Source organism: Methanomassiliicoccus sp., from assembly GCA_033485155.1.
GTDB lineage: Archaea > Thermoplasmatota > Thermoplasmata > Methanomassiliicoccales > Methanomassiliicoccaceae > UBA6.
In genome coordinates, this window is record JAWQJJ010000004.1 from 14376 (window position 1) to 36137 (window position 21762).

At 52.6% G+C, this 21762-nt stretch carries 15 protein-coding genes and 1 tRNA gene; 7 read left to right on the forward strand and 9 right to left on the reverse strand.

Annotation, left to right across the window (positions count from 1 at the left end):
* Positions 1-344: 344 nt before the first annotated feature.
* On the forward strand, positions 345-1640 hold the full coding sequence (locus SA339_07130; protein ID MDW5562984.1) for a DUF1214 domain-containing protein: 1296 nt from the start codon (positions 345-347) through the stop codon (positions 1638-1640).
* Positions 1641-3184: 1544 nt separating this feature from the next.
* On the opposite strand, the gene SA339_07135 is transcribed toward SA339_07130, so the two are convergent.
* On the reverse strand, positions 3185-4111 hold the full coding sequence (locus tag SA339_07135) for a site-specific DNA-methyltransferase (protein MDW5562985.1): 927 nt from the start codon (positions 4109-4111) through the stop codon (positions 3185-3187).
* Between the two features lie 291 nt (positions 4112-4402).
* Between SA339_07135 and SA339_07140 the strand changes: the two genes are divergently transcribed.
* The gene (locus tag SA339_07140; protein ID MDW5562986.1) at positions 4403-5503 is read left to right on the forward strand and encodes a hypothetical protein; all 1101 of its coding nucleotides are present in this window, start codon (positions 4403-4405) and stop codon (positions 5501-5503) included.
* A 510-nt stretch (positions 5504-6013) separates the two neighbouring features.
* Here the strand turns inward: SA339_07140 and SA339_07145 are convergent.
* Together SA339_07145 and SA339_07150 are read right to left on the reverse strand one after the other, a co-directional pair.
* Entirely contained in the window at positions 6014-9523 is a 3510-nt protein-coding gene (locus SA339_07145) for a hypothetical protein (GenBank protein ID MDW5562987.1), read from the reverse strand.
* A gap of 588 nt (positions 9524-10111) precedes the next feature.
* Positions 10112-11314 (reverse strand): ATP-binding protein, encoded by a 1203-nt coding sequence (locus SA339_07150; GenBank protein ID MDW5562988.1) that lies wholly within the window; start codon positions 11312-11314, stop codon positions 10112-10114.
* Positions 11315-11475: 161 nt separating this feature from the next.
* On the opposite strand from SA339_07150, the gene SA339_07155 reads away from it, so the two are divergent.
* Positions 11476-12024, forward strand: coding sequence for a hypothetical protein (locus SA339_07155; protein ID MDW5562989.1), 549 nt, complete (start codon positions 11476-11478; stop codon positions 12022-12024).
* Between the two features lie 438 nt (positions 12025-12462).
* Here SA339_07155 and SA339_07160 read toward each other — a convergent pair whose 3' ends face one another.
* Together SA339_07160 and SA339_07165 are read right to left on the reverse strand one after the other, a co-directional pair.
* Positions 12463-12840 carry a hypothetical protein gene (locus SA339_07160; protein ID MDW5562990.1) on the reverse strand — a complete coding sequence of 126 codons (378 nt, stop codon included), beginning with the start codon at positions 12838-12840 and terminating at the stop codon, positions 12463-12465.
* A gap of 173 nt (positions 12841-13013) precedes the next feature.
* Complete coding sequence (locus tag SA339_07165) at positions 13014-13157, reverse strand: hypothetical protein (GenBank protein MDW5562991.1); 144 nt, start codon at positions 13155-13157, stop codon at positions 13014-13016.
* Between the two features lie 487 nt (positions 13158-13644).
* Between SA339_07165 and SA339_07170 the strand changes: the two genes are divergently transcribed.
* The 3 genes from SA339_07170 (at position 13645) to SA339_07180 (ending at position 18267) form a co-directional block, all read left to right on the forward strand.
* Positions 13645-13788: a hypothetical protein gene (locus SA339_07170; GenBank protein ID MDW5562992.1), complete on the forward strand. Its 144-nt coding sequence runs from the start codon at positions 13645-13647 to the stop codon at positions 13786-13788.
* 246 nt (positions 13789-14034) lie between these two features.
* Entirely contained in the window at positions 14035-17019 is a 2985-nt protein-coding gene (locus tag SA339_07175) for a bifunctional DNA primase/polymerase (GenBank protein ID MDW5562993.1), read from the forward strand.
* A gap of 171 nt (positions 17020-17190) precedes the next feature.
* Positions 17191-18267 carry a tyrosine-type recombinase/integrase gene (locus SA339_07180; protein MDW5562994.1) on the forward strand — a complete coding sequence of 359 codons (1077 nt, stop codon included), beginning with the start codon at positions 17191-17193 and terminating at the stop codon, positions 18265-18267.
* Here SA339_07180 and SA339_07185 read toward each other — a convergent pair.
* A tRNA-Pro gene (locus SA339_07185) sits at positions 18268-18345 on the reverse strand.
* 112 nt (positions 18346-18457) lie between these two features.
* On the opposite strand from SA339_07185, the gene SA339_07190 reads away from it, so the two are divergent.
* Complete coding sequence (locus SA339_07190) at positions 18458-19624, forward strand: transglutaminase family protein (protein MDW5562995.1); 1167 nt, start codon at positions 18458-18460, stop codon at positions 19622-19624.
* On the opposite strand, the gene SA339_07195 is transcribed toward SA339_07190, so the two are convergent.
* From SA339_07195 to SA339_07205, 3 genes are read right to left on the reverse strand one after another with little or no spacing between them, the layout of a single operon-like run.
* On the reverse strand, positions 19621-20577 hold the full coding sequence (locus SA339_07195) for an NAD-dependent epimerase/dehydratase family protein (GenBank protein MDW5562996.1): 957 nt from the start codon (positions 20575-20577) through the stop codon (positions 19621-19623). The two genes, SA339_07190 and SA339_07195, sit on opposite strands and share 4 nt — an antisense overlap.
* Positions 20561-21130 (reverse strand): RdgB/HAM1 family non-canonical purine NTP pyrophosphatase, encoded by a 570-nt coding sequence (gene rdgB / locus SA339_07200; GenBank protein MDW5562997.1) that lies wholly within the window; start codon positions 21128-21130, stop codon positions 20561-20563. The genes SA339_07195 and rdgB overlap by 17 nt, the downstream gene beginning before the upstream one ends.
* On the reverse strand, positions 21127-21741 hold the full coding sequence (locus tag SA339_07205) for a KEOPS complex kinase/ATPase Bud32 (GenBank protein MDW5562998.1): 615 nt from the start codon (positions 21739-21741) through the stop codon (positions 21127-21129). The genes rdgB and SA339_07205 overlap by 4 nt, the downstream gene beginning before the upstream one ends.
* Between the last annotated feature and the right edge of the window lie 21 nt (positions 21742-21762).

Here is a 21762-nt window from a genome sequence, read left to right on the forward strand (position 1 = left end):
GCCACATAGGCGCTATCGAATCAGACATCTACATGCACCTTCGCGTGGTCGTTCGAAGATAAAGGACCGTATGATGAGGAAAAAATAGATTTTCTCAATCCGTAAAATATAGATAAACGGGTCGTCAATTATTCCACGTGAGGCCACTCAGGCTACTAGGCATTCTTGTCGTTATCATTATAGTAATCGCTGGAATCTGGGTGGTCGGACTCGTGCAACCAGCACGATCTACCACTCAAACGATCGGCGGGATCACGCTTCCAACGACGAGCGGTACGCCTACATCGGCGGAGGCGCGGCAGATCGCAGCGGCAGCGTATGTCTACGGCTACCCACTCGTGTTTATGGACGTCTGGGAGGAACACCAAACGGCTGTGTCGACGCCGGATCATGTGCACGGCCTGATACCCATCAACCAGGTCCTGAGACCATACCGGGAACAACAGATCGAACAGCTGCATACCGCTCCCTATCCGTACGTTGACGGGGGCTATGTCGGGGGCTGGTTTAATCTGACAACAGAACCGATGGTGCTGAGCGTTCCCGCCTCGAGCGGCCGGTACTATGTGTTGATGCTGGAAGATATGTGGACGAATGATCTCCCTTCAATAGGGCCACGCACCACCGGGAATGGATCGGGCAATTTCGTCCTAGTTGCTCCCGGGTGGAACGGGACACTCCCCTCGAATATGACTAAGATCCAATCTACGACGACTACTATCATGCTAGCGGGACGGACCCAGCAGGACGGTCCTGCCGATCTTACTGAAAATACGGCTTTTTTAGACAACATAACAATCATCCCCCTGAGTGCGTGGGGAACACACTACACGCCGCCGACCACCGTACCGGTGAATACCAACGTGATCCCCAATGCTAGTGCTTCCACGAGCGCTGCTTATGTTGCGAATATGACCTCCGACGAATTCTACGGCCGTTTGACCTCTGCCATGGGCAGCTATCCCCCACCCAGCATTGATGCGGCCGTTATTGATCAGATCGCACGCATCGGCATCATTCCGGGCAAGCCATTTGATTGGGATGGCCTGAGCGCTACAATGCAAGAGGCGATCGTCCAGGGCACTCAGGACGGCATTGCCCAAGTCACTGCTGCGGAGGCTCACTGGCCAGGCGTTGTCGTAGCAAATGGTTGGAACATCACGCACAGCATGGGTGCCTTCGGGACGGACTACGCCCTTCGCGCCGGCTTAGCATCGGGGAACAGTGCTGGCAACCTCCAGGAAGATGCCCTTTACTGGTGGTCGTTCGCTAATGCAACAGATGTCCCCTACTCCGGCGGGAACAACTATGTGCTACACTTTGCGAAAGAAAGCATCCCGCCCGTCAACGCGTTCTGGTCTGTCACCCTGTACGACAGCGAGGGTCATTTCGTAACCAATCCACTCAGCCAGTATGCGATCACATCGCACAGCGGTAACCCAAAGTACAACCCGGATGGGTCGCTTGATATCTACATCCAACAAACATCTCCCGGGGCTGAGAAAGAGTCCAACTGGCTTCCCGCTCCGTCAGGCGGATTCATGTTCATATTGCGTATGTACTGGCCACAGGATTCCGCGCTGAACGGCTCGTGGGTGCCGCCAGCAGTCCAGACAGTGGGGCCGGCCATCATGGCATGAATATGGCGACGTCGGCATTGTAGCGTTTCATAAATATCAGAATGTAGGGGCGCCCCCACCACCAGTGCTTACCCTGTCAGGATTAAAACCGGTGCGGTATTTATGGAATTGAGCAGGTCTTTACGAAAATGGCGGACCAATCGGACGTCCCACCAAAGTCGATAAGGAAGAGTAGGAGGAAGCAAAGTTAAAAAATCAGATATCTGGATGGGAAATATGGTGGGTCTGCCCGGACTTAATATGTCGGGCAGCCAGTCAATCATTCTAGGTTTCAATAGCGATTATTCGGGAACAGAGCGAGGCGCTGGATAAACCCCTTCTTTTTATTCATCTAAGAGTCCCCGGCTACTCCATTATTTCTCTCCTTACTTTTTAATAAAAATTTGGGAAACCTGTTATTCTGTTAATATTGCGCATTCCCGTGACAACTGACCAATGATTAACAGGCTGCATTCTCAACCCGTTCATGGCTTGTTAATCTGTTAATGAGTACTTTTCCCCAGATTCACCCACCCTGCCGGAAAGCATGTCAACACCTCGTCCCAGCCTAAGTTCATGTAATAGATCATCCGAGATCTCGAAGACTGCAAGATTGGACGAACTAACGATGCCCGTAGAGCTTGGGCGCTCATCGATGCTCAATGGCCGGACGCGTCCGCGTGCATCCTCGGCTGCCCTTGGTTCGGGGGATGCAACTGTCAGTGCAACTCCGGTCGGCGAGGCACAAATCACCAGGAATGGCAAGGCGGTTGGATGAGTTACAAAGGAAGAAGAATGACAAAGACCCTGGGTGTCCTAACACTCCGTAATAGACAGTCTTAGGAGTTCCTATCGAACTGAGGCAGGCCTTTTTTTGTAATAAATTAATAATAGATTTTCCGGGCATCGGTCTCGATAACGGTACAAAACTGGTGGAAGCACCCAATCGTTGACATTTTTCTAAAAGGAATTTTCGTGATTGATTGGCATGATTGGATTCCTTATTATGCAATACATCGCAATGGTCCGCACTCTACATGCCTGATGAATGATTCCACCGCACTTACGAATCCGTCGTGTTCTAATGCCTGAGTGGTGTAATCGGCTTCCAAATGAGGATAGTATGTGTGGAGCATCGAGTTTAGCTCGACCTTCGCGCTCTTCCAAGCCAACATTCTGAGACACTTGGCAATGTGGGGCCCATGCTACGGGGATGTGGTTAACGCCGCATATTCCATTCTATTGCCATCATGCTACGGCGCCCTGTTATCGCCCCGCAATGAGCTTGGCGTGTATAGCACCGCCTCAGTGCGACCGCCCGGTCCTGTCCTTGCCACTTAGTGAGTAGGCCCACGCATCGCAGAGCGGGCAGCGGAAAGGGATGGTCTCGCCCTCGAGGAACCTGGTCTCGCGGATGTCCCCGCGCCATCCGCAACGGCTGCATGAGCGGGCATATTGTCTAAAGGCCGGCGCCTGGTATTTACAATAGGCCAGCACCCCGGCATGTTAGGGTATTGTAAGGGACAGGAAGGTGCGGTAGGTCTGCCGGGCCGCCGTACAATCGCTCATATATACTTGTCCAGGCCTTGTCCTTTTGCCTTTTTTCCACTCTTCTTGTCCAGGTCCGGCCGCCTCGTCACCCCATTCATGCCCGGTATGTTGTTCGAGGAGTGGATAATGTCTAGGTTTTCGAAAGGTGGCAGCGACCACTCTTCAAGAATCCTCTTCCGTATGGTCGGCTCTAGAGCATCGTTAATCTCGAAGCCGATGCCCTTCCGCTTCATCGTCTTGGCGACCTTTAAGGTCGTCCCGCTGCCGAGGAAAGGATCTAGAACGGTGTTACCCTCATTCGAGTAGGTGCTGGTGATGAAGAAGACCAGCTCCTCCGGGTAGCCCGCCTTATAATAGCCGATTTCCTTGATGTTGGGGGGCCTGTACGCGGGTATCCTGATTACATTCCCGATGCACCGCCCCTTGGGGTTCTTGTTGTCCGCCCGAGGGTCCGCCTCGGCGTACTTCTGCTTCACACGTATCTTGTTGAAGGTGTAGTTATAGTCATAGTTCTTGGCAAAAATCAGGACGTTCTCATATTTATTGTCGAACAACTTCTCTATGTACCACTTGCACTGGGGTAGAGCGTTGGGGATGTACCAGATAATATTGTCGATGAGCTTCCACTCGGGGGGCATGGCGCAATAAATGTCCCATCCGATAGGATAATACCGTCCCTCAGCCCGCCTATTGCCGATGTTGATTGCTAATATGGCATTGTTCGTGGAGACCCTCGCACACTCGCTCCAGACCTTGTTCATCCTCGCCAGATAACTTTTGTAGTCCTCTTGGCCGATTTGATTCGGATGTCCGTAATCTTTCAAGTTCCAGTATGGCGGGGAGGTTATTATCAGATTGACGGCGTTTGTATCGACCATGCTCATGTCCTCGCTGGACGAGAGAAATATGGTCTGATCATCGAGTGAGAACGACTTAACCATCCTACTTCCTCCGGGCGAAAGTGTCCGGATTCTCTTTCTTGACCGAGTCTGAAATGAATGATTTTTCGGCCAACCAGGCAAGAACGATATTCTTGATTATGGTTGCCTGAGTGTTGCCCATCTTTCCGCGGAACTTCTCTATTAGTCTCAATTGCTCGTCGCTTAATGTTACTTGGACCTTGGGCACATCCAGGTATCCTGAACGACCAATAAATACTTGCCGAGATGTGTATGATTGGATTCTTTTAGTATGGAATCCGAATAATAATTAAATGGCTATTCTGGCTGTTCGTGCCTAGCAATGGGGAAGATGTTAAGGAATTTTGGGACAACGTCTGGGATCATGTAAATGAGCCAATTTTGGAAGGCTTTGATGTTCCAGACGAAATACCCATGGATATGATGGCTGAGATAATAAAAATGGCCATCTGTTCAAAAAAAGGAGACATAGAGGGTGTAAAACAGATTATTGACAGGGGCTCAAAGATATGGGTAGATGGCAGGTTCCTTTACCTTGTCCTGCAACTATCGGGCCTTACAAGAAGCAAGATACTTACCGACCTTCGAAAAATCGCATCTGAAATCGATATCGTCGTCCCTCATGAGACGAAGACCTTGCCAAAACGAGAGAAGTTATGGATTCCAGCTTTAACGGTCATCGCCGAGAGATTCGGTATTGTTATTGAGCCTCTGGAGGTCGTTACACCGGATGTTATCTCAGCGCTAAACAGGGCTACTTGGCCTGGCTACATCCGCCAGGAAAAAGCAAAGCGGGGGGGCCATGCTTGCGAACAAAGGCTGGCAATGGCGTTTAGGGCCACAGGCATCCCATTTGTGCCCGAGGAGAAGGTGAGTAATCCGCTATGCGGAGACATACAGATTTTTGGTGAATCCTTTGATGTCATCGTTCCCAGCGAGTCCAGTCCAGCCGTATGTTTTAAATCTACGGTTCACACCGCGGCCATTGGTCAGTATGGGGAAAGCAAAGACTCCTTGGAAATCATTACTGCCGTACAAAAATTCCAAGAAAAATTCCCCAATAACCGACCATTGATTATGGCCTTGGTCGATGGCGTCGGCTATAGCAGTAACCCCTCGGGACTGAAAGACATTCTGAAAAATGCTGATGAGTTCTGCCAATTTGCTACGCTATGGAAGGCGGTAGTTGTGGTATCATCCCAGATTAGGGACGAAGGCCTGAGAATACATCTGTCCGAGGATGACTTTGAACGCTATGATGAATTCTTGTCAAGATATGGCTATGATGAATCCAAGAGGCTACATGCCATCCCCGAGAAACCGATAAAAATAGGCCGTGCCCTATTCGAGCGTTTCAAGCCGGGGCCGCTGGGAGAGCCAAAGAAAGATCGAGTCCAGTTAATATTTCAATAGCAATGGGAATGATGCGGCACCCCGCCCCCCCTCCTTTTAATTTTTTCTGTTGGTGGTGGGGCTGAACATGGGGCGGCCTTAGGGTCGGTCTCCATCGGTATCCTCAGGTTTGTGAATGGCAATCATGGGTCTGTTGGGGAGTAGCCCAGCCTATGCCGCTGGCCGTGGACTGTGTCTCTCCAACTCACGATTGGGATGTGGTTGGGGCCTTCTTAAGCTCGCATAACCACATCGAGTTGCAATGCGACCCTCATCGCTTCGGGATCCGATAGCATGAGTTACATGCTAAGAAAGATACTCAAGATGTGTGCTATGAGACATCATGTTCCGATATAATAGGTAAAAAGGATTTGAGGATATTCATCACGATGCCAGGTAGACCACTTACGGAGTTAATCCACTTGCGCCCGTATATAGGGAATCGGCCCATCTGCTGAAGCAGCCAGCTTACTGCTAACCTCTCTTCAAGGCACAGCTAATCCGATAGGCCTTCTCTCTGTTATGGGGGGCCTACTCTGGTGCCACCCCCGCATATGGATAGTCGGCAGTGGCGTTATATAGCATCATGCTGCACACATAGGTCCAACCATTCGCATAGATCTTCTGCTCCATGTACGTATTTCTATTCCAATTCTCCAATCCGACCTCTCCCCAAAAGAGAGGGTGGCCAGCAGAACAATTGGTCAATGCGTTCACCTGATAAGAAGTAACTCCGTTGTCGGTCCTGTATAGGTGGGCTTGCCATACCTCGAGACCGGTGTTCATTACCAGAGTAAGATTAGCTTTATTCGTCGGGCTCGAGCTATCAATCGTGTTATTGTCAGTCATGTTAGCTTGAACTGCTGTCCCCATCGTCCTAAGGTATCCTTGGTTGTGCCCGCTAGTCTGACGTGCCACACCATTAGACCACCCATGGAATAGACCTATCCTATTATGCCAATATATGTAATTGGCATGATTATGATCTGGCTCGTTCCACAAGTCGATCATAATGGGCCTATGAGATAAGGTCATGTTGTTTAGGATGCCCATAGTACTGTTGGCATACCGTATGTATTCCCAATAGGCCGCAGTGGTATTATCAAACGGATTACTGGCTTTGTTGAAAGCAAATATGGGATCGTTGCTTTTATTATTCGCAGATCCGGCTATGACGAGCACGATCTTGACATTATGGGCATAGGATCGGTCGCACATGGCCACTAGCATATCGGGATATTTGTTATCGGTGGTATGGTTTTTCCATGCATCATACTGTATACTTGTTCCCCATAAATCGGCGGCTCCTACCCGAACCAGGTCAATGTCATAGTATTGACAATATTCGAAGTACTTATCCCAGAACGTGGCCTCGTTGCTACATCCCGTGATGCTCATATAACCTCCTGGGCCGGGGAAGTTCATATTCAAGCCTGCCTCTCCAGCAACGTTATTGATGTAAGCATTGATCGCATGGGCCAATGCAGTCGTCTCGTCAACGCCGAAGGACCGATTTGCCATTGAGTCCCGTCCCAGACGGAGATCGAATGTTGTCGATGCCACTTGTACCGGCGCGGTTACATCGACAAAGTGGGTCTTGCTCACGGTTACGGCAATGACGTTACCAACATGGCATCCCGGCATCAAGTAGTAGCCGTTGATGTCCGTGTATAGCGTACCGCTTCTAGTGGTAATTGTAGCATTGGCTATTGCTTCACCACTTACCGCATCATAGATGTGGCCCGCAATGTTAACCGAAGTCCCAGTATAGCTCATTGTAAAGCTGCTATTGCCGTACCCAGCATACTGTCCGGCGATACCTGTACCAGAGTGAGAATTGTAGTTAGTAGCCGTCGCAGTAAATGCGAAGCTGCCGGACGCTCCGGTACTTATCGCGTAGAAGCCATTGGTATCGGTGACATATGAGCCGTGGCCGGGGCAGGTTACGGTAGCGCCAACGATCGGATTCCCCGTTGTACTATCAGTGATGTAACCTGCGAAACTATAGCCAGTGTTGATGTACATCGGAGCCCAGACTGGACCCCAGTTCCCTGCCGAAGTCTCATAGATTGGCCAGAATTTCCAGATTCCCGCTGGACTTTGAAGAGTTGTATCGACAACTATGTGCTGTCCCCCTCCCACCACGCCGCCGGCTTTCTGAGTGAGCGTGGAGGCTATTAGGCCGGCCGATAGGGCAGTATTGCTTGGGTTCCTGATACCCAGGCCAATCTGTTGATAATTGTCGGACCCGGTTCCTGAGTTGGTATTGAACACAGTAAACGAAGCGTGGACCGTGCTCCCCTGCACCGGATTTGCTACCGTAGAGTATAAGCCCCAACGATAGAAGAGATCAGTGCTGTATCCAGATGTAGCATGGTTCTGCCAAGAGCTCAGCTGATAATAAAAAGTTGGATGGATATCCAACCACTCGCTCACTCCAGTAGTTCCCTGGTAATTGAAGGTCGGCCAGAGTGTATATTCACCAGAGAACTGAGCTGCAAAGGTGTATGAGTAAGAGTACTGAGATCCTGCATTGATAGTGATGGGTCCTTGGAATCCGATATTCCAAGCATTCCCATTGCTATCCCTAACTACAAGGGAGATCGTATTGAATGTCTTAGATGTGCCGCCGAGATTTTCGATATCAAACCTAGCTGTCACTTGACTACCAACGGTGAAAACGTTGTCTGTTGTCGACACCTCCATATTCTTTGCTATAATGTTCAATCCGGCCCTTGTCTCAGCCGCGGATGGTCCATAGTTAATATATCGCATGGGTAGGACTTCACACGACCAGGATTTCATTCGAGCGATGTTAGCTGTTTCAAAATTTAGGGTCGATGTAGAATAGTATGTGCCATACATCCAAGTCGCTGAACCACCATTGTATTGGCCATAGGCTTCATCAGCATTGTATGTAAGCGCTAGGCCGTGTCCCATCAACCACTCGTTCTGTGGCGAGGTGGGCATCATCTGCATGACAGCGCATCCATACCCATCATAGTCCGATCCATAGAGTAATTTGAGCCCGGCACCGGTCTCGTATGCTTTTACAATTCCGCCTGAGAGGGTTTTACCGGAACACAGTATTGCAGAGTCCCTTTCACTCGCCGCCACGTTACCAGGCGTAATAAGATACGATCTGAATTGTTCCAGGAGGGTTGCTGAATCTGTTGATGTACAAACGTCATTGGGCAACTGTACTGCCCTTGAGATATGTTGATATATACCGGTCTGCTGCTCAAACCTCGCTTCGATATCGAAGAAAGGGGTCACGATATCTGACCACCAATATTGATGTGTGCTCCAGTAGGTGTAGTCACACGCTACGAAGACCTCAGACTTATAAGTTGTTCTCTCATTTGAGTATGCTGCCATAGTTTGAACAACATTAGCTCCGCTTCCTTGGACTGAACAATCTGAAGCCACCGCTTCCCTCGTACCATCCTGAGGTGCTACAGTGCCGGAAGAATTGCCGGTCGATGACTCCTCGGATGCAGAGATAGACGTCGCCACAGGGACATAAGTACTTCCAGATTGAGTTGACACAGGAACCGTGACCGCAGCACTCCCATCCAGACTCACAGGGTTGTTAATATCTCCAGCTGCATATGCTGCGTAATATCCTGATTGACCGGTTCCGTCTAGCGCATCTACATAATATGTCTTGCCATTTGGCATATCGACGGCAAAGTGCATCTTTCCAGACGTTATGCTGGATGTTACTAGGTTTGCACCACTCAGCTCGATACCGATGTATGTCCTTAATTCCCCTCTTGTTTGAGCCTTAGAAAAGCCCATACCATTAGCATAACATATGGAGAAATCGGACGATAGTATATCCTTCTCTTCAAGGACGAATGAAACTTTCTGGCCATCTATTGAAAGAACTATCGGTTCACCTTTCGTTATGGACTGCCCAATCGCCGTCTTGTCCATTTTGAATGTATCGCTTAGGGAAACGCCCTTGAACTCGCCGCTTGGCTGAGGAGTTATTGATGCTGCCGAGACCATTGGAGCCATGGTGGTAGGGACCAACATGGCAAGACAGCCCAAAACCACACACAATCCGTATATGATGCTCTTTTTTTGGATCGACCCATTTCTAATAATCCCACCCCATGAATAAGTTGGAGTGGAACATCTCGATTAGCGCTTCCGCTAACCAATGATAGTATTCTCTCCATTCTCCAACTTCCCAATCAAGCATATATTTTATGTAATATTTAATTACACATCATATTCCACTTGATATTGAACACGGAGCAAAGCCTCCAGAAAGCCTCTCGAATTCAATCGATAAACACCGCCTTCCTCAGTGGGATCGATGAGTGGGGACCTCCGCACCCTGCGCCACTCCCCTGACCCGGCGCTATGAGCCAGGGATGTCTTTGGCATTAAGCCCTACATCGAGATCGATAGGGATTTAGTTGAAACATCAACATGTTGCCTTTCCACTAGAGAAGTGTCAGGCGTTGAGCGAGGAACAACAATCTGAAAAGGGCTGAACGCTTGCCTTTTTTTATACTGAGAGGTAGGATAGTAAAGAACTCCGGTATATCGATATTGCTGGCCTACAGTTTGGGGGACAGTAAGGTGCAACAGGAGAGGGGGGCCTGCTGAGGTCTATTATTTGGGGGGATTAATTTGTTTGTCACCAATCATCGCCATAAACCTTTCTTCATATTCGACCTCAAGTTTGTCGATGAGTTCATCTATCTCCTTATCACTCTTGTCAACAAATAACAGTCGTTGGTAAAGCCATCCAAACCCCCTTTTTCGTCCCTGCGTCGGTGTGTTTCCATCTTCCGTCGCCTTGGGAGCGATTGTCACTAGGTATTCAATCGTATCATTTATGTCCTCAATAGGAAAAACAGGCATCTCTACAGGTTTGGGACTTTTTTCTATTTGCCCCACTAGCTTGGGCCTATATGCAAATCCAATAAAACTCTTCGATACCACATCCTCTCCGCAAACGCTTAACCGGAATGCAATATAGTCACTGGTTGTAGCTAGGTAAACATCGAAAAGATCTATCATCACATTGGAATATATGGCCATTTCCGAGCTCGTGAATTGAACAAATGGCCATGGCAATTGCCCGTGACCAATATATCTCTCATTCACCTTGGGATTGATGAGGTCTTCAAATAAATGGCAACCGAAGAACTCGATCTTGATGAAGGGCCACTTTGCGAGAGATCTGCCATCGTTCTTAATCCTGACTGATAGTTGAAGGAGGTGTCGGCCAGATGGATCCTTGCTAACGATCAACTGCGGCCTTAGGTCGGGCCTCAGCCTCTTGCCGAAATGGTAATCGACCTGATAGTGCTCCATAGGCTCTGACCTAGCCCCAATCCTCTCGTAATACTGGTGGTCGTCGCAACAGGACATGTGCGGACTGAATGGGCTCGACGGGACATCGACGATGAAAATATTACTTGTTCCATTGTCTATTTGGATTGATACAACGTCAATATCGTTCACATGAGGCTGAATGCCTGACAATATGACCTGACTAAACCACTCTTTTGTGTAACATTTTTCATTATTCCCCTCTATGCCTACCGGGATCTTACTCCGACCATCTCTGGCATTCTGTTCGGATATGCCAACTAAGAGAAGGCCACCTGACGAGTTCGCAAAAGCAGAAATCTCTTTTCCAATTTCGGCTCGCTTAGTTAGTGCCTTAATGCCTTTATATTCAAGCGTCAAGTTCTCTTCAATCTTCCTCATAACGAAATCGCTAACATCATCCTCAGAGATTTCGAAAAGAGATTTTCCGAAGTATGTGTTAGCAAAGTTCTTTTGATCGCGTAAATCGGCGGGCATCAGGGGCTAAGGCACCAGCTATCAAGATAAAGGTTGCTAGTATCATGAATTGTAGTCATGTCATTGATCTCTTTCATTGCCCTGGGCGACAGATATCAATACTATTAACTAGAACGAAAGTTATTACCTAAATAGGTAAAATGTTCCTATAAGAGATAGATATGGGCAGTACCAAATTCCCAATACTGGACGAAAACTTCTACCTCAGGATGATGGGTTCCTGCAACGATGACGAGGAGCGCGGCTTGGTCACCATCTTCGATCTAACCGGCATGCACGTCTCAAGCATGTGCGAGCTCGGTCCTGAGAACCTGATCCGGCAGGGCGGGAAAACCTACATTCGATGGGTTCGGCCGAAGACCAGGAAGACGCTTCAAGCGCTGGTACCGAACGACCGCGTCAAGATCATCGAGAACTTCCTGAAAATGAGGCGAAAAACCCGGCAGCATTACCACTTTTTGGTGAAGAAGATTGGCCTCAAGGCCGGGTATCAGGACGTCAGTCCTATGACCTTCCGCCATAACCGGTGCCTTCGCGGCCTCACCACAGAAGGCTACTCGATCTATGAGATCCCGCAGGTCATGGGTTGCACTCTCGACGTCGCGGTCCGCAATTACGCTAAGCTCAGGGAAGATCAGCTCGCTCGAGAGCAAGCAACAAGCAACAAACCCAGGAAACCCAGGTTCGGAAGTCGCTTTCGCAAGCTTTGAGCCTGGGTTTCGTCGGGTTATCCAGTGGGGTTTGGTGCTAGGTTCGATTTAGGTTTGAAAACCAACCTAAAACCAAACCGGATCGATCATCGTTTTCTTGGTTCCGAGCTCGTTGCTTGGTTTGAAACCAAGATCAAACCAAGCGGATCGATCTCTGGTTGACACCTCAGGAAGAGTAATTGGGTTTGCCTTGGGTTCCGAGCCGGGTAACCTAAACCTGGGTTATCGGTAAATATCAAAAATATCTTGTTTGCGGATTATAAATTGAGCCAGCAAAAACGCAAAACGCAACAGGGGGGTGCTATTGAGTTTTAGAGATAGATAAGAGAGAGAACAAGTAACTCTAGTATGTAGCTCGGAGCGAGATCGTTGCGTTTTCATCCTCGGCTCGATTGCCTAGGTCCCTAGATCGAAAGATCTCAGAAGTAATAATAAATCTCATGCTAAGGGGCCCTTACCTTCTCGCCGTCTCTGGTACTCCCTGAAGATCTTCTCCACTATCTCGGATATGGTCATTCCAGTGCGTCTCTTTTCCAAGAGTAGCATAGCATTGATCTTGGGATCCACGTGAACGCTGAGATGGTAGGTCTTCCTGGCCCCCACCTGGCCCAAGATAATAACGACGGCGAGTTGGGTCGAACTGAGGTCTAGGGGAAACACGCCGAGCAAGCCGACGGGCACGACTAGGGTGACGAATATCAGGCACCGCTGTCGCCATTGATTCTGGATGTGGTCAAGTTCACCACAGAATGGTAGATTGCTCGATACTCCTAACCATGGTCGGTATTGCTCCACGGCCTCACGTGCGTAAGTCATGATCGGATGCCTCTCAAGTACATCATCGATCAGGAAGATAAGCGTGAGGACAAATGTACGACTATTTCCCATAAAGGCTAAAATTTAATATACCCAAGCTCCATTCTTGCATCGAGCTTGGTCTCCCGCCGGGAGAGGTGTAATGGGGCCCGGCGGCACATGACTTCCACGGCTCAGGGAGGGATGACCGCCTCAGCCGCCTCCATGAACTGGCAGCGATCGGAGTGCCTGGAGACGATGGACTTTTCTAGTCCGCCCCCTGATCTCCCGAAACGGCGCCACCGCAGTATCTCTCCAGACTCCGGGCCCGAGCGCATCGCCCACACCGAAGCCAGGGAACCGGGGCCTTAAGTACCTGAGTCGCGGCTTGAAGATGGCCCTATAGTCGCAATCGCCCATCATTTTCATTAACATGCATATGCAAGAGTTATTGCCTTAGAATTCCTCCAAGGAACTTCGATCATATTGTCTCATCATGGCGTATAATCTAAGACCATGTTGAATGAGATGAGTAAGTTATTGTACCGGGACGGTGCTCGACTTTTAAATTAAAAATAACCGAATACAAGGTTAAGACAGAGAGAAGCCTGGGATAGTCCAGCAGAATCGTTGCTACCAACGTTTGGCGACGAGTATCAACGATCCTGCTGGATGGTCCGAAACAAACTGGAGGCAACCAACTTGTCTGAGACCGGTACGAACAAAGTAACAACCGAATTTAATAATATCGATTCTCGAGGTTCAGTTTTAGTCCACGAATCGCGCGGGAATCTGGCAATTTTAGTTCAGACTGACATCTCCAGGATGCCTGAGATCCTGCACGCCATCGAGCGCATCCCAGGCACCAGGATAATCTATCATCGGGCCAGCCTCGGCCGATTATACATCGTGCCTGAGGAAAACAACGGCTCGAGGTATGATGGGGGCGACCCCGGGAGGGAGCCATAGGCATGCAGGCTTCCTCAACCAAGTCCTCAGAGGCCCCATCTGAGCTTAAACCGATTAGCTTTATCTTCTGCCGAGCTACCCCCAAAGCCCTTCGTGAGATCAATGCTCTTCTTGAACGATTGGGTGAGAGGGGAGAGATCTGCTTGCCATCCTATCAATCCTCAACAGTAGATGAGTATCGAGGTTTCCTCGTCATTCAGGAAGACCACATTCTGAAAGTGATTGACAAGATCAGGTGGTGGTTCCGTGTTTGATCAGGTTGGTAACCTCAGAGCCTACCTGGATGCTCACCCGGGAACCACGATGAAGGATCTCCGCAGGTTGGAGGGGACTGATGCGGCGCAGATTCAGAAGATGGCGACCAGGTTGAAGGAGCGCGGAGAGCTCGTCGAGCATCCGAAGACCAAGGCTCTCGCTTTCAAGGATCAACTATTGAGGGCCAGCAAGGGCGTTGAGATCCATGAGGTTACTGTGGGGATCCCTGAGGACCTGCCAAGTATCCGCGATAGCAACGGGAAAGATAGGCTTCTGAGGAAGGAGGATCTAGTGCGGCTGCCGGACAACACCGCCCGTGCGCTGATTCTCGGAGGGAAGGCCGAGAAGATCGACATCTCGGCGGCGGAGACCGAGAAGCTGACCTCCAATGTGCCGGAGGTAGGGGATGCCCCCATCGCCACTCTAGGGGCTTCCACGGGCATCGAGATGAAGGTGGCACCCCCCATCCCCGAGAGGCTGCGAGACTTGCGGATCAGGTTCGTAAGAGTCCGCAGGGTGGGGGAGATCAAACCGAACGGGCAGCCCGCCAACGGTAAGGAAGCTATGGGAAACGGCTGGAATGAATGGGAGAACGCATACCCCTTTAATTCCCTCCAGTTAGCGAAGCACATCGCCGACGGAGGCAACTACGGCGTCCTGTGCGGTCACGGGCTGATCGTCATCGACGCCGATTATCCAGAGGTCGCCGCGACTGTCGATGAGAGGCTGCCGAAAACCTTCACCGTCAAATCGGGCAGGGATGGTGCTGGAGGTTTTCACTATTACTACTGGTGCCCGGATCTACCTAACCCAATCAGGCTAGAGGTCCCAGGCGCCAAGAAGGGCGAGGGCGGGGACGTTCAATCCACAGGGAAGCAGGTCATCGGTCCAGGCAGCACGCACCGGACCGGGCGGAAATACGAGATCGTTAAGGACCTACCCATAACCGAAATTGCCGCCGAGCAGCTGCTTGCTGCTCTCCAGGACTTTTTACCTCCGCCAGAGATGGACACTCCGGAGGACATGAAAAGACACGTCCCCGAGGGCGGGGACGACCTCGATCAGCTGCGGATCGAGAAAATCGTCCCGCTCGACAAGCTCACACGGCACGGACATAAGTACCAAGGGCCGTGCCCCTGGCACGGTAGTGAGACGGGCTCGAACTTTACCATCGACCTGGATAAGAACGTCTGGCATTGCTTCCGGCACAGCACCGGAGGCGGGCCGATGCACGCCATCGCCATTCAGGAGAAGATCATCGAGTGTAGCGAGAGCGTGCGGGGCGGCCTGAACGGAGAGAAGTTCAAGGAGGCCTTGAAGGCTGCCCAACAGAAATACGGGCTGGTACTGACATCGAGAGTGGCCAAGGGAAAGGCCAATGGCTCGATGAAGGGTATCGTCGATCACACGGCCGAGCAGGTCGATTCGCTCATCCGCCTGGCGAAGCAGGGCGGACAGGCGGAGTTCTTCCACAACGCCGCCAACATGCCTTTCGTTCGTGTGTGGGAGGGCAATCACCACGAGGTAAAGGCCATCTGCGAGCAGGACTTTTCGGACTGGATAAAGTATCGCGCGGTTAAGAAGACTGGTAGGGCCCCGAAGAAAGATCCGCTGAATCAGGCCATCGATACTGTTTCGGTCCTCGCAAGGTTCGAGGGGGAGGAGCGGGAGGTCTACATCCGAAAAGGCGAGCACGATGGAGCATTCTTCTACGATTTATGCGACGATCAATGGCGGGCCGTCCGCATCACCGCAGAGGGCTGGGAGATTGTGGACGACCCACCAGTGATGTTCCGGCGCTTCGACAAGATGCGACCCCAAGTAATGCCCATCTCCGGTAGGCCGGAAGCACTGGATGACCTGGTCAGGCTTGTCAACGTTTCGGAAGAGTCGAGGAGGCTGCTCAAGGCTCACATTATCATATCACTAGTGCCTCGCATCCTCCTCTATTATGCCTTCTTCTTAGGCCCGCAAGGCTCGACCAAGAGTACCGGGACGGACATATTCAAGGCGACTGTGGATCCCGGCAGCGATAATCGCGATTCGCTGCCCGCAAAGGTCGATGACCTCGACCTTCATTTGTCGAAGAGATGTGTCGCCGCCTACGACAACATTTCAAGAATAACGGCCAACCTCTCTGATACCCTCACAAGGGCGTCCCGCGGTTCATCGTCAAGGCGAGCGCTGTTCACGAACAACGATGAGAACAGTCGCAGCTACCACACCCAGATAGTCCTCAATGCAATCGGCTTAGAGAGTGGCGTCCGCCCTGATTTACTAGACCGCACTATCATCTACAATTGTGAGGTAGTGGCAGAGGAGCAGCGCCTGGGCCAGGAAGAGGTCGACTACGAGATCGCGAACCTCATGCCCTACGCGTTCGGTGCCGCCCTGGACCTGCTAGTTAAGGCGATACCGATCCATGAGGGGCTCAAAGCCCGCAAGGGCTGGAGCCCTCGCCTCAAGGACGCTTACCTTTGGATGATGGCCATCAACAAAGCGATGGCGAATGACTCCGCAGGTGGAGAAGAATCATTTGAGAAGATGTTTAAGGGAGTCATCGAGCGGAGGGACTCGGACGCGATGGAGGGCGACCCGCTGGCTGTCGCTATCGAGCATGTCGCCTCTCTATGTGGCTTTATCGGCACGGCAACGGAATTACATGATTGGATCAACGATCCCAGTAGGAACATCCCTAAGATCTGCAACATCGAGACCAAGGATAAGAACTGGCCGAAGGGGGGCATTGCGTTGGGCATCCACCTGCCCCGCATTATCGCCCCCCTGCGAAGCCGCGGCACTTATGTCTATCAATGTTACCGCTACGAGCTAGAGAAGGATTTTGACGCTAAGGGGCTCAAGGTGCTCGACAGGCCTAAGGCTGACCTCACTAGATATCGCGAACAGGAGCGGATGATAGTAATCTCGAAGAGGGAGGTCAAGAAAATCGAGCCTTCTTCGACGGGGGCCCAATGAGGGGCCAAATAGGTTCTAGTAACTGGATTAATAGGTTCTCCAACAGGTCGTGCCCTCAACTTGTTAATGAGGTGCCAGATGTCGTATTAACAGCCTTAATTAACAGGTTAACAGGTTGGTGAGCAAATCTCCGCGCTCGCTACCTATGATGCTAATAGGGCGTCTTCCGATATGGCAGGTGAGGCGAAACCTCGTGCACGAAGGAGTCGCCTCAATAGTGCCGACAAGGAGGTCGATTCCCTGCGATTAGGAAGGTACCCCTTCCGCGGGGGCATCGATCCGTACATCGAGAGCAGAAAAGGAACTTGGAACCCAGAAACTACTATGAAAGAGGAGCGAAGGAAGTTGGAGCAGATTGCTAGAAACCTCGAAGAACTGAAAGCGCAAGGTCGCATCAAGTCCACCGACCCTCGGCACCTCACCCGCGCCGACATTCAGGAATATATGGTCGAACTGCGTAAGGCTGACCCAAACTTTCAGACCAAGCAGATGGGTCGTTTGAAGAGGTATCTAGCATTCTACAAGAACCATGTGATTGAGGATATGAAGATCGAAGGTGTAAGAATGCCCAAAACCCACAAGAAGCCGATCAGGGCTTTGTCACAAGATGAGCTCATTGCCGTCTTTGGATGCCTTTATGAGCTGAAGGGTTGGACCGGCTCTGTCGCCCGGGGGATGCTTGCACTATACTTCGGCACCGGACAGCGACCTTCGGAGCTGAGAGAAGCCCACTTTGAGGATCTTAACCTCAAGAAGCGGACCCTTTTTATCCGTAAACCCAAAGGTCTGGGCAACTGGGCAAGCCCGGAGACGGTCGACATCATCCGTGAAGACATGCTGCCCCTGATCGAGCGGTACGTCCGAGAGCGAGCTACCCATCTACGAGCTAGGGGCGTCAGTTCTGCCGTGGCCCTCTTTCCAAACACTATTAGCGAGAAGGGGTTCTACTCTGCAAACCGATTCAACCAGATTAAACACAAGGTCGAGGTTCTTTCGGGAGTGGAGTTCAAGCTCAAGGACCTCCGCTCAACCTTGACAACCATCACCGTGAACGGTGACATGAGCCGGATCATACCCATGTCGGCCCAATTGAGGCATTTGGATCCGAACAATACGCTGAAGTTCTACAACAAAATAGAACGCGGCGTAGCCAGCAAGAAGCTCAAGGACCTATGGAGGGAGACACCAGTAATAATGCACGGACCCCCCTCTATTGACAATCGTTATGGAACATCTGGATATAGTTGATGGTGGGTCTGCCCGAATTTGAATCGGGGTCTAAGGCTCCCAAAGCCCCAAGGATGGACCAAGCTACCCCACAGACCCGTTGAGTGCGAGTAATACGAACCCCTCAATAAATCTTGCTGCCATATCTGACCCGGTAGCCACTGATAACCGCCTCCGAAGGATTAAGAAAGGTACCTGACATAGGCATAGCATGAAGGGGGCAGGCATATTCGCCGCGGTAGCCCTGACCGTGGTCATTCTGATCGGCGCCAGCTACTACGCCCTTGTGGTGGTCGACGATACTGGCAGTTCTGTCGGGTTCCAGCACGGGGACCTGGTCAAGCCCACCGCCCCCCTGGCCCCGACCTCGAACCTGTCGCTCATCGGCAACATGTCCCTGGTCCCCATCAGTGCCGAGAACATCAACCTGTTCTGGAACATCACCGAGGACATCTATGCCGGCTACGGCGGCGCGCTACAGCTTCGCATCGAGAACATGAACCCCGGGACGCTGTATGTATACTCCTTCGGCCTGAAGTGGGCGGAGAGCGGTCAGACCTACATGCGCAACTGCAGCGTGGCTATCGTCTCGGGCGACACCAGAGATGTGGGCCTGCTGCTCTTCGGTGCGCCCTCCGCCGGCACCGCGAAATACCAGATCATCGTGAAGGCGGCGGTGTCCAACCGGGCGGGCACGACTTGGTACGATGCGGGGACGATGCCCAGCAGCTCCAACACCGCCACTATCGACCCCCTGACCTACGCCCGGGACCAGAACGTCGAGCTGAACGTCAAGGACTATTATAACCGGGTGAACGAGCGGATCGATACCAAGGTCGTCGCTTCTCTGGCCCAGAGCATCGAGGACGCCTATCCCGGAGGATACAGCACCCTGCAGATCGCCCGGGCCTATGAATGGGTCAAGGACAATATCGCCTATATCTCCGATACCTCCACCGACTACTGGCAGACTGCCTCGGAGACCCTGAGCCGTGGGACCGGGGACTGCGAGGACCACGCCATCCTGCTGTGCAGTATGATCAGCGCCCTCGGCGGGACATCCCGCGTAAACATCATCCAGGAGCACGCCTTCCCCACAGTGTACATCGGCTCGACCGCCGGGGACCTGCTGAAGGCCAAGCAATCCCTCGCCTCCTTCTACGGCCTGGAGACGTCCGAGTACAGGATGACCTACCTGACCGACGCCAGCGGCTACTGGCTGGTCATCGACACCACGGGGTTCCCCTATGCCGGCGGCCTGCCGGCGAAGTCCGAGCCGACCACCGCCGACGGCAACTGGACAATGCTCTCCTCCTATCTGGTGAGCATTGACGTGACCGGTAAGACGATCTCCGGCGGCGTGCTCGGGTCCCTCTAGGCCAGTATCTCCTGCACCGCCCGGCGGATCGCTTCCCGGCTGTTGAGTCTCGGCTCCCAGCCCCTGGCCTCCAGCCGATCGACGGACAGCAGCATCTTCTTCACGTCGCCGACCCAACCCCGGCCGCCCTTGACCCCGCCGGTCCACTTGTACTCCACCTCGGGCAGGTCCATCTCCTCAACCACGATGTCGGCGATGTCCTTGACCGTCATCCAATCCCGGGAGCCGATATTGAACACCTCGACCTGATCCCTCGCGCCTTCGGCACCGGCGACCATCCCGCGGACGCAGTCCTTGACGTGCACGTACGACTTCGAGGTCCCCGGCTCCGCTCCGAGGATCTCGAGCTGGTGGGGGTTCTCCCTAAGCTTGCGGATAAAGTCATGCAGGACGTTATGCGTCGACCGCGTGCCTACGACGTTGGCGAAGCGGTAGATGACCGCGTTCTGGTCGAAGGTGTGGCAGTAAGACGAGATCATGGCCTCGCAGGCGAGTTTGGACGCCCCGTACACCGATATGGGCAGCAGGGGACCGTAGTCCTCGGGCGTTGGTATGACTTCCGTCTCCCCGTAAACGGTGGATGTCGAGGGGAACAGGATGTCCTTGATCCCGTTGTCCTTGCCCGCTTCCAGCAGGCGGTAGGTGACCTCGATGTTTTGCTCGAAGTGGATGTGGGTATTCTTGGCCCCCAGCCGAACGTCGGGATTGGCGGCGAGATGGCAGACCACCTCCGCCCCCTTGAGGACCTTAGCCAGATCCATGGTTAGGAGGTCCCCCTCGACGAACGAGAACTTGTCGTTCTTGACCATTCCGGACATGAACTCCCGCTTGCCGGCGGAAAGGTTGTCCACGCCCACTACCTCGTTGCCCCGTGCCAGGAGTTCCTCCGCCAGGTGGCTGGCTATGAACCCGGCGCACCCGGTGACCACGACCCTTCTATCTTGGAGCTTCATCGATTCGTCCCCTTAGTTCAGCGGCGAAGGCCTGGATGGCCCTCCCGCGGTGGGATATACCATTTTTCTCGGTTATGGATATTTCGGCGAAGGTTCGATAAAATCCAGACGGAACGAAGATCGGGTCGAAACCGAACCCTTCGTGCCCGGACGGCTCGAAGGCAATGCTCCCGTCGCACCGCCCGGTGACGGTAAACTCCTCACCGCCGACGGAGGCGCCGATGCAGCACTCGAAGTGCGCAGAGCGGTCCTGGATGCCCTCCAGGAGGCGGAGGACCCCCTCCATCCCGAGGGTGCGAAGGGCGTACGAGGAGTACACCCCGGGGAAGCCGTTGAGCGCGTGGATGAACAGTCCGGAATCGTCGATGACGATGTCCCTCATTCCCCGGCTCTTCAGCTGGTCAAGGCAGGATAGAACCACCTCGTTCAGGGAGTCCGCCTGGATCTCATCGCAATCCTCCTGCGAATGGTCGATCTCGATGCCCAGGGAGGCAAGGGCCGAGCGGAACTCCTGCAGCTTCCCGAGGTTCGAAGTGACCAGGCTGATCCTCACGTGTACCGCCCCCGGCCCTCGATCTCCTTCATCTTTCTGATGACCTCGGGGGCGCGGTCGAAATGCTGACCATAAGACTCGAGGATCGTCGGGAACAGGTCCAAGAGGGTGGAGTGTGCGGACTGGAACGCTTCCTTCAGCAGGTGCAGGTCAACGCCCATCTCCTCCACCATGGCCCCCCGGCTCCCGAGCGAGAAGTCGATGAACCACATCCTGTCCTCGGCCAGGATCATGTTGGAGGTGGTGAGATCGCCGTGCACGATGCCTCCGCGGTGCAAAAGGGCGATGAGCCGACCGATCTCCCGGCACAGTTCCGCGGCCCGCGCTCCGTCGGCGGTGTCCAGCTCGTCCTTCACCCGCGGCCCCTTGATCTCCTCCATGGTGATCTCGGCGGCGACGGCGTCGATGTCGTAGAGGATGGGCGTGGGCACGCCCAACTCTCTGGCATCATGCATGAGACGAGCCTCGTTGCGGGTGCGGGAAGCACGCAGAGAGCGATCAAGGTCGGCGTGGCGGTAGGCCTTGGGCACCCTGCTCTTGATGATGACATCGCGTCCCAGCCAGCATCCGCGCCTGATCTCGGCCTCGGCTCCCCGGCGAATGATCTCCATGGTCCCCGGAGATAGCCTGAG

Coding starts and splice junctions, on each gene's coding strand:
- SA339_07145 (MDW5562987.1), bottom strand. CDS start 9,523: ATGTTGGTCCCTACCACCATGGCTCCAATGGTCTCGGCAGCATCAATA.
- SA339_07135 (MDW5562985.1), bottom strand. CDS start 4,111: ATGGTTAAGTCGTTCTCACTCGATGATCAGACCATATTTCTCTCGTCC.
- SA339_07150 (MDW5562988.1), bottom strand. CDS start 11,314: ATGCCCGCCGATTTACGCGATCAAAAGAACTTTGCTAACACATACTTC.
- SA339_07170 (MDW5562992.1), top strand. CDS start 13,645: ATGCCTGAGATCCTGCACGCCATCGAGCGCATCCCAGGCACCAGGATA.
- SA339_07180 (MDW5562994.1), top strand. CDS start 17,191: ATGGCAGGTGAGGCGAAACCTCGTGCACGAAGGAGTCGCCTCAATAGT.
- SA339_07130 (MDW5562984.1), top strand. CDS start 345: ATGGACGTCTGGGAGGAACACCAAACGGCTGTGTCGACGCCGGATCAT.
- SA339_07160 (MDW5562990.1), bottom strand. CDS start 12,840: ATGACTTACGCACGTGAGGCCGTGGAGCAATACCGACCATGGTTAGGA.
- SA339_07165 (MDW5562991.1), bottom strand. CDS start 13,157: ATGCGCTCGGGCCCGGAGTCTGGAGAGATACTGCGGTGGCGCCGTTTC.
- SA339_07205 (MDW5562998.1), bottom strand. CDS start 21,741: ATGGAGATCATTCGCCGGGGAGCCGAGGCCGAGATCAGGCGCGGATGC.
- SA339_07195 (MDW5562996.1), bottom strand. CDS start 20,577: ATGAAGCTCCAAGATAGAAGGGTCGTGGTCACCGGGTGCGCCGGGTTC.
- SA339_07190 (MDW5562995.1), top strand. CDS start 18,458: ATGAAGGGGGCAGGCATATTCGCCGCGGTAGCCCTGACCGTGGTCATT.
- SA339_07155 (MDW5562989.1), top strand. CDS start 11,476: ATGGGCAGTACCAAATTCCCAATACTGGACGAAAACTTCTACCTCAGG.